The organism is Enterococcus sp. HMSC072F02 (assembly GCF_001837725.1).
Taxonomy (GTDB): Bacteria; Bacillota; Bacilli; order Lactobacillales; family Enterococcaceae; genus Enterococcus_B; species Enterococcus_B lactis.
The window spans coordinates 21,134-31,059 of sequence record NZ_KV833926.1 but is presented as its reverse complement, the minus strand read 5'-3'; the positions used below and the strand labels follow the sequence as shown (position 1 = coordinate 31,059).

The 9,926-nt window shown below is 37.5% G+C and carries 13 protein-coding genes and 1 pseudogene; all 14 read right to left on the bottom strand.

Annotated elements, in window-relative coordinates:
* Positions 1–267 precede the first annotated feature (267 nt).
* A complete protein-coding gene (locus HMPREF2731_RS03235; RefSeq protein WP_002289617.1) occupies positions 268–528 on the bottom strand; it encodes a hypothetical protein in 261 nt (86 codons plus the stop codon).
* A 186-nt stretch (positions 529–714) separates the two neighbouring features.
* Positions 715–1,212, bottom strand: coding sequence for a GAF domain-containing protein (locus HMPREF2731_RS03230; RefSeq protein ID WP_070872314.1), 498 nt, complete (start codon positions 1,210–1,212; stop codon positions 715–717).
* Between the two features lie 128 nt (positions 1,213–1,340).
* Positions 1,341–2,051: an acetolactate decarboxylase gene (gene budA, locus HMPREF2731_RS03225; protein ID WP_070872312.1), complete on the bottom strand. Its 711-nt coding sequence runs from the start codon at positions 2,049–2,051 to the stop codon at positions 1,341–1,343.
* A gap of 12 nt (positions 2,052–2,063) precedes the next feature.
* On the bottom strand, positions 2,064–3,728 hold the full coding sequence (alsS, locus tag HMPREF2731_RS03220) for an acetolactate synthase AlsS (RefSeq protein ID WP_070872310.1): 1,665 nt from the start codon (positions 3,726–3,728) through the stop codon (positions 2,064–2,066).
* A 289-nt stretch (positions 3,729–4,017) separates the two neighbouring features.
* Positions 4,018–4,311: pseudogene (locus HMPREF2731_RS03215) on the bottom strand (DUF2087 domain-containing protein).
* 259 nt (positions 4,312–4,570) lie between these two features.
* Positions 4,571–4,918: a 50S ribosomal protein L19 gene (rplS, locus tag HMPREF2731_RS03210; RefSeq protein ID WP_002290284.1), complete on the bottom strand. Its 348-nt coding sequence runs from the start codon at positions 4,916–4,918 to the stop codon at positions 4,571–4,573.
* 135 nt (positions 4,919–5,053) lie between these two features.
* Positions 5,054–5,815, bottom strand: a complete 762-nt coding sequence (trmD, locus tag HMPREF2731_RS03205; protein WP_070872308.1) for a tRNA (guanosine(37)-N1)-methyltransferase TrmD — start codon at positions 5,813–5,815, stop codon at positions 5,054–5,056.
* Positions 5,805–6,329, bottom strand: coding sequence for a ribosome maturation factor RimM (rimM, locus tag HMPREF2731_RS03200; RefSeq protein ID WP_002308730.1), 525 nt, complete (start codon positions 6,327–6,329; stop codon positions 5,805–5,807). The genes trmD and rimM overlap by 11 nt, the downstream gene beginning before the upstream one ends.
* 150 nt (positions 6,330–6,479) lie before the next feature.
* On the bottom strand, positions 6,480–7,271 hold the full coding sequence (locus HMPREF2731_RS03195; protein WP_002334807.1) for a hypothetical protein: 792 nt from the start codon (positions 7,269–7,271) through the stop codon (positions 6,480–6,482).
* Positions 7,272–7,395: 124 nt separating this feature from the next.
* Complete coding sequence (locus HMPREF2731_RS03190; RefSeq protein WP_002308728.1) at positions 7,396–7,647, bottom strand: KH domain-containing protein; 252 nt, start codon at positions 7,645–7,647, stop codon at positions 7,396–7,398.
* Positions 7,648–7,658: 11 nt separating this feature from the next.
* Complete coding sequence (gene rpsP / locus HMPREF2731_RS03185; protein ID WP_002290274.1) at positions 7,659–7,934, bottom strand: 30S ribosomal protein S16; 276 nt, start codon at positions 7,932–7,934, stop codon at positions 7,659–7,661.
* Between the two features lie 122 nt (positions 7,935–8,056).
* Complete coding sequence (locus HMPREF2731_RS03180; RefSeq protein ID WP_002308727.1) at positions 8,057–8,827, bottom strand: ABC transporter permease subunit; 771 nt, start codon at positions 8,825–8,827, stop codon at positions 8,057–8,059.
* A complete protein-coding gene (locus HMPREF2731_RS03175) occupies positions 8,824–9,726 on the bottom strand; it encodes an ABC transporter ATP-binding protein (RefSeq protein ID WP_002313564.1) in 903 nt (300 codons plus the stop codon). The genes HMPREF2731_RS03180 and HMPREF2731_RS03175 overlap by 4 nt, the downstream gene beginning before the upstream one ends.
* A complete protein-coding gene (locus tag HMPREF2731_RS03170; protein ID WP_002306273.1) occupies positions 9,726–9,926 on the bottom strand; it encodes a PLDc N-terminal domain-containing protein in 201 nt (66 codons plus the stop codon). The genes HMPREF2731_RS03175 and HMPREF2731_RS03170 overlap by 1 nt, the downstream gene beginning before the upstream one ends.

The following is a 9,926-nucleotide window of genomic DNA, read 5'->3' as shown; positions in this document are numbered from 1 at the left end:
AATTTGTCAAAAAAACTGTTGCCATTCCAAGAGATACCTTATATATAATCTAAAAGAAGCGAAGGAGAATTTCTGATAGTGAAGCAAACGAAACTAGTTTTTATATACTGAACTAGATTCAGGTTGTATAGAGAATCAATTAAAGAAAATTTACAATTATTGTGCCACTTAAAAAGAAAAGTGACATATAAAAAAACAACGCCAACTAAATAAAGTGTCTTCAAAAGCTTGGACTCCTCGCTTTTGAAGGCACTTTATTTAAAATCTTTATGAAACTAAAGTATGTTCATATTTATTGCTGTAATTATATAGATATTCTGTCGTTTCCAACTCATAAACGTGAGTGTATTTTGCCACTACTTTTCCGCATTTTTCTAATATTTCATTGCGATCGACGTCATGATATTCATCTACGCAGATCACAACACAATTTTCTAATTTACTGATTACTTCTCCAACCACTTTTTGTTTCAAGCCAATAGGTTGGCAAATATATTTTTTTCCTAAAATGATAGTTTCGTTATTCATATTTCATCCATCCTTAATGTGTTTTTCATTATTTAAAATGATAATACCATTAAAATATGATTATGAAAACTAATAACACTTGTGATTTTATAAAAAAATAAAAAAACCGAAAAACAGATATGCCCACTGTCTTTCCGGCTCTTTTTGTTTTTTGATTTCTCTTCTTTTTTGTTTCAATAGTCAATTTTAGTTATTAATAAATGAAAAAGCATTTATATTAAAATTTGCTAATAAAAGATCTACATATTTTTCTAGAAATGCTTGATCGATTTCATCATACCCTTTCGTTACTCCGCAATCGATATCTAAAACACCGATTAAATGACCTTCTTTTACCATTGGTACAACGATTTCTGATTGTGCGGCTGAATCACAGGAAATATAATTTTCATGTTTTTTGACATCGTCAACGATCAATGTCGTTTGTTTTTCAGCTGACTCTCCACAAACTCCTTTTCCCATCTTGATACGTGTGCAGGAAACTCGCCCTTGGAACGGTCCTAAAATCAATTCATTGCCATCAAATAAATAGTATCCTGCAAAGACAGTCTCAGGTAATGTTTCATTCAACAATGCAGATGAATTTGCTAAATTTGCTAACCAGTTATCTTCTGCTTCTAATAATCCTTGTTGCTGTAATAATAGAATTTCGTATGCATCTTTTTTCTGTTTTTCTGTCCACATGATAAAAACTGCTCCTTTTTGATCTATGGAAAAGATTATAGCTCAGTTTTTTGGTAAACGCTAGGTTTGCTTTTCAAAAAAGCGAGATACGTTAGATTGGTTACCTTAAACGCATCTCGCTGTCTTTTTTATTCTGCTTGTTGGATTTCTGCTGCTAAATCAGCATAATCAATCGTTTCGTGAACAAAAGTCGGATCATCAACTGGAAAGTGCTGTACAAGAGAAGAGATGCGGCTGATTTCCACGTTTCCTTCAGCCACTTCAAAATCCATTACATGTCCGCCAAATGTATGTGTATCATCGATAAAATGCAGATGAAATCCCGCTGCAGCAACTCCTTGGAATAATTCAGGGGTAAAGAACCCGACTAATGTTCCATGAACGTTGCTTTGTTGGAATTCTGGTTGAGACTCTGAAATTTTCGCTAGTCTTCGATAAGGTTTTTCTTGTTTCGGCATGATACGGATATGCATGTTTTTGAATAATCCAGTTATCTTCACTGCTAAAAATAGATTTTCCCCATCTTCTTTTACTAAGATGTGTTTTTTCAATTGTTCTCCATCTGCAGATTCTAAAACAGAAAAACTAGTATCTGGCGTAAAATCTGTAATTGCTGCATAGGGGGTAAGTTCACTTCCATCTAATTGGACAACTGAGCCATCTGATCTTCCTTGATAAGCTACGCCATCTAAAAAGATGACTTCACCATCAAGTCCATGCAATGTTCCCAATCCCAGAGTTCCTTTTTCCAATATGTGAGCAATCGTTTCTGTTCCATCCATCAAGCCGGCCATCAAAGCTCCCAATGTCCCGTGCTGGTATAAGATTTTTTCAGTCATGTCGACACTTCCTTAATAGAATTGATCTGGTAAGATTGTTTCTCCCAATTTCTCATTATCACGGTAATCGATCGGAATATCAATAATTACGGGTCCTTCTGTCGCAAATCCTTCTTCTAAAGCTTTTTCTAATTCCTCTATACTTGTAGCTCGGATCCCTTTAGCACCAAAAGCTTCTGCATATTTCACAAAATCAACTGGACCAAAGTCTACACCTGACGCCCGTTGATATTTCATTTTTTCTTGGAACTCTACCATATTGTAGCGTCCATCATTCCAAATCAAATGAACGATATCCAATTTTTTACGTACAGCCGTTTCTAAATCTTGGGCAGAGAATAAAAATCCGCCATCTCCGGAAACTGATACAATTTGTGTATTTGGACGTACCAGTGCAGCAGAAATCGCCCACGGTAATGCTACACCAAGCGTTTGCATACCATTACTGAATAATAGATGTCGTGGTTCATAACTTCTAAAGTGGCGTGCCATCCAAATATAATGACTCCCTACATCTACAGTAACGGTCATATCATCTGTTACTTTTGATTGAAGTGTGTTGATGACTTCTAAAGGATGCAAAATACCTGCTTCTCCTTTTGATTGGACAATATTCCGCTCCGTTAGTTTTGCTTGAAGAGAATCTAAATATTCTTTCGCATCTTCTGACACTTGTTGAGGCTCTAATGAACCTGTCAGTAAATCAATAGTGGCTGAGATATCACCGATCAATTCTCTTTCAGGCTGCATAAACGGATCGATTTCAGCTGGTGCTTCATCGATCACAATGATCCGCGCATCTTTTTCTGCGTTCCAGTTTCTTGCTTCATATTCGATTGGATCATAGCCAATTGCGATGACTAGGTCGCTTCGTTTCAAAAGCATATCGCCTGGTTGGTTTCTAAACAATCCCACTCGACCAAAGAAATGCGCTTCTAATTCACGTGAGATCACTCCAGCTGCTTGGAATGTCTCTACAACAGGTAATGCTGTCTTTTCAACTAATTGCCGGATAGCTAACGTTTCTTTTTCACTTGATCCCCGCATACCTACTAATAATACCGGTAGTTTTGCTTCCCTGATGCGTTCGGCTAAGTAACGGATATCATCTGCAGAAGCAGAACCTAATTTAGGATCACTCAATGGCTTGATGATATTACCTTGAACTGGCGCATCCACTACATCTTGAGGAATGCTGATAAAACTCGCTCCTTTTTTTGAGCTTTTAGCCATACGATAAGCATTGGCAATCACTTCTGAAATTGTTTCCGGATCTTGGATTTCTGCACTGTATTTTGTGATTGGCTGGAACAGCGCTGCATTATCCATGCTTTGATGGGTCAACTTCAATAGATCGCTTCGTTTTACTTGCCCGGCAATTGCTAAAACCGGGTCTCCTTCTGCTGTCGCTGTTACCAAACCTGTAGCTAAGTTACTAGCACCTGGACCACTTGTTGCGATAACAACCCCAGGTTCTCCTGTAATACGTCCGATTGCTTGTGCCATAAATGCAGCATTTTGTTCGTGACGAGTTACAATTAATTCAGGACCTTGATCCTCTAATTCATTAAATACACCATCGATTTTTGCGCCTGGTATACCGAATACATAATCAACGTGATGGTTAATCAAACTTTCTACTACAGATTTCGAACCTTGTTTCATTTTTTCAGCCATTGAACATCGTCCTTTTTATGCTTTATTTTTAATTATTAGTTAGAAATAATCACAAATAAGTGATACAGTTTCTAAACCTGTTTCATCCAGAAGTATAGCACGTTTTATTTCATTTGTTTAGCCATATGTTTCAAAAAATGAAAAAGAATGACAGATTTTACATAAAAAACTGTCATTCTTGGTTGAAAGTTTCAACCAATTTCACAAGATGACAAAAAAAATTCAAGTATGCGACATTGGTTCTACGCCGCATACTTGAATTTTTTTCAATTAGTATACATCAAAACTTCTAATTTTCATTTCCCATCAACTGATACGCTCGACCATCCGAACTTCTTTTGAAAAAACCGAATGTGATTAGATAACGCCTTTGTTCGACATAATCAGCACTAGAAAATATGTCCATCAATATCGAATTGACTTCTGTTTCTGTATAGATTACTCCATGTTCGAATCGTTTCAAGACTTCTTTCAGCAGGATGTATTTCTTTTTTGTTGCGCTTGGTACTTATTTTACTTTTCCATCCTTCATAAACGTCTCCAAAACTTTCATCTTCTCTTGCTCCGTGTAAGTATAAATCATCTTATTTCTAACTTTTGATTCTAAGAATACTCCATTTATGTTAGAATATTCTGTATTTTTTGTTAAAGCGGTTACTCTCAAGAAAGATATTATCACATGGCTCTTTTTTTTACTAATATTTGTCGGAAGACTCATCCTAATAAGTTATTCGCCCAGTCGAGTAATAAAAAAATACTGAATCAAGAATATTGCGTACATGATAAGAACAAAAAAAGAACCCTTGAACTCCAAGGGTTCTTTCTCTGTCTGATAACGATGATTAACGACGGATTTCTTTGATACGAGCAGCTTTTCCGTGTAATGCACGTAGGTAGTACAATTTTGCACGACGTACTTTACCGTAGCGAACTACTTCGATTTTTGCAACACGTGGTGTGTGCAATGGGAATGTACGCTCAACGCCCACTCCGTTAGAAACTTTACGTACTGTATAAGTTTCGCTGATTCCAGCACCGCGGCGTTTGATAACAACACCTTCAAATAACTGGATACGTTCACGAGTACCTTCGACAACTTTTGCGTGAACACGCACAGTGTCACCAGGGCGGAACGCTGGGATGTCAGAACGTAATTGGTCTTTTGTTAATTCTTCGATTAATGGATTCATGGTTTTCTTCTCCTTATTCCAAATATTCTTATGAGCTTTTCTCACAGCGGAATATCGTAATAGTTAAGTGCTTGTACACTCACCATAAAATACTAACATACTATCAATCTACTGTAAAGAAGATTTTAGAAAAATTTACTTGGTTACATCTGCTGTTTTTTCTTGTTCTTCTTTCTTGATCTCTTCTAAAAATTTCGTCATTTGAGGTGTCCATTCAAGTGTTTCCAAGAGATCAGGTCGGCGTTGATAGGTTCTTCTTAGCGACTCTTTTAATTGCCATTCTTCAATCAATTTATGATTTCCATTTGTCAATACTTCTGGTACTTTCATCCCTTTATATTCTGCTGGACGAGTATATTGGGGATGTTCTAATAGACCAGTTGAATAAGAATCGGTTTGGGCAGAAGTCTGATTGCCTAACACATCTGGCAACAGCCGAACTGTTGCATCGATCATGACCATCGCACCTAATTCTCCCCCAGTAAGGACATAATCCCCTAAGGAAACTTCATCTGTCACTAATGTGCGGATACGTTCATCATACCCCTCGTAGTGACCACAAATGAATACCAGATGTTCTTCCTGTGAAAATTCTTCTGCCATTTTTTGATCGAATCGTTTACCAGCTGGGTCAAGAAGAATTACTCTTTTTTGGACATCCGGTGCAGCTTGTTCGATTGCTTGGATGTTATCATAGATGGGCTGGACTTTGAGCAGCATACCTGCTCCTCCGCCATATGGATAATCATCTACTGTCTGATGTTTGTTATCTGAATAATCACGGAAGTTATAGATATTGATGTCTAATAATCCTTTATCTACAGCCTTGCCGATGATGGATTCTCCCATAGGGCCTTCAAACATTCTTGGAAATAAAGTCAATACATCAATCTTCATCGTCAATCAGTCCTTCTGGGATTTCTACACGGACCACTCCAGCTTCTAAATCGACTTCTTTGACGACAGAAGCGATATATGGAAGCAAGATATCAGCTTTTTTCGGACGTTGAACGACCCAAACATCATTGGCACCTGGTGACAAGATTTCTTTTACTTTACCTAGTTCCGTTCCATCTTCTTCCACCACACGCAGACCGATGATCTCGTGGTAATAGAATTCATTTTCAGCTAGATCTACAGAGTTGTCTTTTGACACTTTCAATATGCCATCCCGATATTTTTCCACATCATTGATAGAAGGATGTCCTTCAAAACTCAATAAGTCAAAATTTTTATGTTTGCGATGACTTTTGACTGTTAATTCCACAGGTGCTTTTCCATCTTGGAATAATGTCAGCACCGTCCCTTTTTTGTAACGTTCTTCTGGGAAATCCGTTGTTGAGATCACACGGACTTCACCTTTGATACCTTGTGTGTTTACGATTTTTCCTACATTCAAGTATTCAGTCAACTTATATCCCCATTTCTTTTTTGTCTGTTTTATTTTAGCATGTGCGGAGAGGCAATTCTAGTTTTCTTTTAGGGTATTAAGCCAAATTTATGCAAAACTGTGGCTTGCTGTTTTTGATGACTTCTTATTTCTTGGAGCTGAGCACTTCTGTCATGGCTTCTTCATAGAAACTGCCATCTTCAATGCAGCTATAGGGTCTTGACGAGTGATCGTATAGACATTTTTCGGTTCTTGCCAACTTACTTCTACGGCTCGATTCGTCGTATCTCCCATATCAATAGTTATCTTACCAAATTGTTCAGGTACTGGCAGCCTGTTTTCTTCCAAATAGGCTACGATTTCTTTAGCTAACGGCAAGGGTTCTTGACCATCTATATTATTCCCACGGATCCGAATACGCCAATTTCCTTCTTGCCATTCAAGGTAGCTTGAACCTGCTGCTCCTTGCTGATACCCCGTGATTTGATGACCTAAATCCATTTGCTGCCCATTTGTATCGATCTCAAATGGCTGCAAGACTTGGATCGTTTCTTGACTAGAAGCAAATCCATATTGATAGAGATAAGTTGCAATAGGCGTTTCTTGATTCAATTCGTCAGCATTCAACCTGAGGGGACGATCTGATCCGTAATATAAAATAGAATAGCCTTGCTTTGTTTGTGCCGCTGCGACATTGAGATAGCCAGAAGAAATCGGTACATCTAAAGGCATGGGCACGTTTGGTTGTTGTTCTTTCAATTGGTTTAAAGCAGGCTTTTCCTCATTATTTGAGGTAGTCCTTGTTTGTTCAGTAGATGAAGCCGTTTTAGTATTACTTTTTTCTGTACTTGCAACAGTTTCAGATGTACTGCTTGATGGTTGCGTATTGTCTGATCTTTCAGTAATCAAACTGCAGGCGCTTAACAATAAGACAAACGGAATAAATAACATAGTATTTCTCATTATCTGTTCACTCCCTCCTATTATAAGGATACGCTTTCTTACTTCTTTTGCCAAATAATCATTTCTTCAATTAATAAAAAAAACAAAAAAGCTGTACTCGGAAATTCGAGTACAGCACGTTTATTTACTTTTCCTTATCATCGATGATATTCAAACGCACTTTTTTTGGTGCATTGATCCGAACACCGTAAACGATCGTGCGGATTGCTTTGGCCACACGCCCTTGTTTTCCGATGATACGGCCAATATCTTCAGGTGCCACTGTTAGGTTGTACTCGTAAAAATCTTTCGACTCTACGACCTCTAACTTGACTTGATCAGGATAAGTGACTAGCGGACGAACGATTGTTAAGACTAAGTCGCTTAAATCTTTCATATCCGGTCACCTTATTTCTTTGAGAATTTAGCTTCGTGGTGTTTTTGCATAACGCCTTCTTTTGAAAGGATGTTACGTACAGTGTCAGAAGGTTGTGCACCTTTTGATAACCAGTCAAGAACTAAGTCTTCTTTTAAAACTACTTCTGCAGGGTCTTTCAAAGGATTGTAAGTACCTACAGTTTCGATGAAACGTCCATCACGAGGAGAACGTGAATCAGCTACGACGATACGGTAAAAAGGACTCTTTTTAGAACCCATACGTTTTAAACGGATTTTAACTGCCATTATTTATTTCCACCTCCATTGTTTTATTCACAAGATGTAGTGTAACAGTTTTTTTTTACCCTGTAAAGCTTTTTTTCTTTACAGCTTGATTAAATTCGATTTTTTTTAGGAAATAGCAGATTTTAGACTTCTTTTTTGTTAAAAACAAGCCACCCAGCTACGATGGATATGACGATAGAACAACATGTCACTGCTAATGACCGAGTATAATCTGCAAGGTGGATTTCTTTCGCAAGAAAATTTGAGGAAGAAATCAAATAAGTCGGTACATATTCTGCTACTTTAGAGAACAACCCAGCACCATAACTCAGAATGACCGTTCCCCCACTAGCCAACAGAACCGCATAATTGGAAGAAAGAAAAGCTGAATAAAATAAAATCAATGAATAAAGCCAACAACCAAAAAAATAATAAGTAAAACTGATAAATAAAGGATGGGTGATAATCGACTGGTCCCAATAATAAATCGTGTATGCTAGCGTAATACTATAACAGCACCAATAGCTGACACTCCAAAATAGTATACCCATGATCCATTTCGACAGAAATATCTTCCAGCGCTTCATCCCTTTTGTCAGCAAGTTGATGATTGTTCCGTTTTGGTATTCGCTTGTCAATATCCCACTGAATAAAAGAAGGAAAAAAATCAGCAACATCGGAATATTTTTATAAAATTGTGTCCATGAAGTCGTTGCATCAACTGTAATCTTCTGAACAGAAATCCCTGACTCTGCCAGAGTTGTTGACATAGCTTGCACTAAATAAGGAGTCAATTTAGCTAGCAATGGATTCATTATACCGAAAATCACTGTGAGCGCACTTAGCGTGATGATTTTTCCAGTACGCCAGTTTTCCTTTAGCTCCTTTTTGGCGAAGGCAATGAGTTGTCTCATGATTGAACGACCTCCAAAAAGAGTTTTTCTAGCGTAGGTTCTTCCATCTGGACCGATTGGACTGGCAATTGGTATTTGGCTAGCAAATCCATAGCAAAAAGCATTTCTTCTTTACTTTTTTGTGGATAAGCTATACGCAGTTCACTTCGGATCATCCCTCCAGGTAAAAGCTCTTCAAATTGTTCGCGCTCTTTTTTGGAAAAAAATACGATCTCAAATCCACTAGCATTTGTTTGCTTTTTCAATTCGTCCACTGATCCAGACAACACGATTTTTCCATTATCCAAAAAAGCAACTTTGTCACAGATACGCACCACATCAGATAAAATATGAGTTGAAAATAAAATCGTCGTTTGCTCTTTCACAGATGATAAGATATCTAATATTTCTTTTCGACCCACAGGATCAAGAGCGGAAGTTGGTTCATCGCAAATGAGTAACTTGGGCTCGTTCAACAATGCTTGAGCAATCCCTAAACGTTGTCGCATCCCTCTGGAAAATTTTTTGATCCGCTTCTTTTCATTCGACAGACCGACAAGTGACAACAGTTCACTGATTTTTTCCTTTATCCGCTGTTTAGGCATTCCTGTGAGTTCGCCGCAAAAGATCAAATACTCAGAAGCGGTCATATAATCATAAAAAACCGGTACATCAGCTAAATAGCCGATTTCTTGATTGGTCGTTGTTTGTCCGTACTCTACTTCTTTTCCGTTCACTCGGATCGTTCCGCTGTCTTTTTTGATAAGACCTAAGATCAGTTTCATAGTTGTCGTTTTTCCAGCACCGTTTTTACCGATGAAACCAAAAATCGTCTGTTCTTCTACAGAAAAAGATAAATCATCCAACAATTTGTTTGTACCAAAAGACTTTGAGACTTTTTCAAGTGTCAAGATAGCCACTACGCATCCTCCTTGCCAAAAATCAAATAAAGGACAGGACCGATGAACTGCATACCAACAATAACAATAATCACCCATATCATTCGATTTCCATGTTTATATGCAGAATGTGTAAAGATATGATGAAGTACATAAATAAGTAATCCAAACTGTACAATGATTAAAGGAATTAAAAACGGAAGAAATTCTTTGATGCCCAT

Excerpts from the sequence above, each read along its gene's own strand:
- HMPREF2731_RS03235 (WP_002289617.1), bottom strand. The coding sequence starts at position 528 with ATGAATAACGAAACTATCATTTTAGGAAAAAAATATATTTGCCAACCT.
- HMPREF2731_RS03230 (WP_070872314.1), bottom strand. The coding sequence starts at position 1,212 with ATGTGGACAGAAAAACAGAAAAAAGATGCATACGAAATTCTATTATTA.
- budA (WP_070872312.1), bottom strand. The coding sequence starts at position 2,051 with ATGACTGAAAAAATCTTATACCAGCACGGGACATTGGGAGCTTTGATG.
- alsS (WP_070872310.1), bottom strand. The coding sequence starts at position 3,728 with ATGGCTGAAAAAATGAAACAAGGTTCGAAATCTGTAGTAGAAAGTTTG.
- rplS (WP_002290284.1), bottom strand. The coding sequence starts at position 4,918 with ATGAATCCATTAATCGAAGAATTAACAAAAGACCAATTACGTTCTGAC.
- trmD (WP_070872308.1), bottom strand. The coding sequence starts at position 5,815 with ATGAAGATTGATGTATTGACTTTATTTCCAAGAATGTTTGAAGGCCCT.
- HMPREF2731_RS03195 (WP_002334807.1), bottom strand. The coding sequence starts at position 7,271 with ATGAGAAATACTATGTTATTTATTCCGTTTGTCTTATTGTTAAGCGCC.
- HMPREF2731_RS03190 (WP_002308728.1), bottom strand. The coding sequence starts at position 7,647 with ATGAAAGATTTAAGCGACTTAGTCTTAACAATCGTTCGTCCGCTAGTC.
- rpsP (WP_002290274.1), bottom strand. The coding sequence starts at position 7,934 with ATGGCAGTTAAAATCCGTTTAAAACGTATGGGTTCTAAAAAGAGTCCT.
- HMPREF2731_RS03180 (WP_002308727.1), bottom strand. The coding sequence starts at position 8,827 with ATGAGACAACTCATTGCCTTCGCCAAAAAGGAGCTAAAGGAAAACTGG.
- HMPREF2731_RS03170 (WP_002306273.1), bottom strand. The coding sequence starts at position 9,926 with ATGGGCATCAAAGAATTTCTTCCGTTTTTAATTCCTTTAATCATTGTA.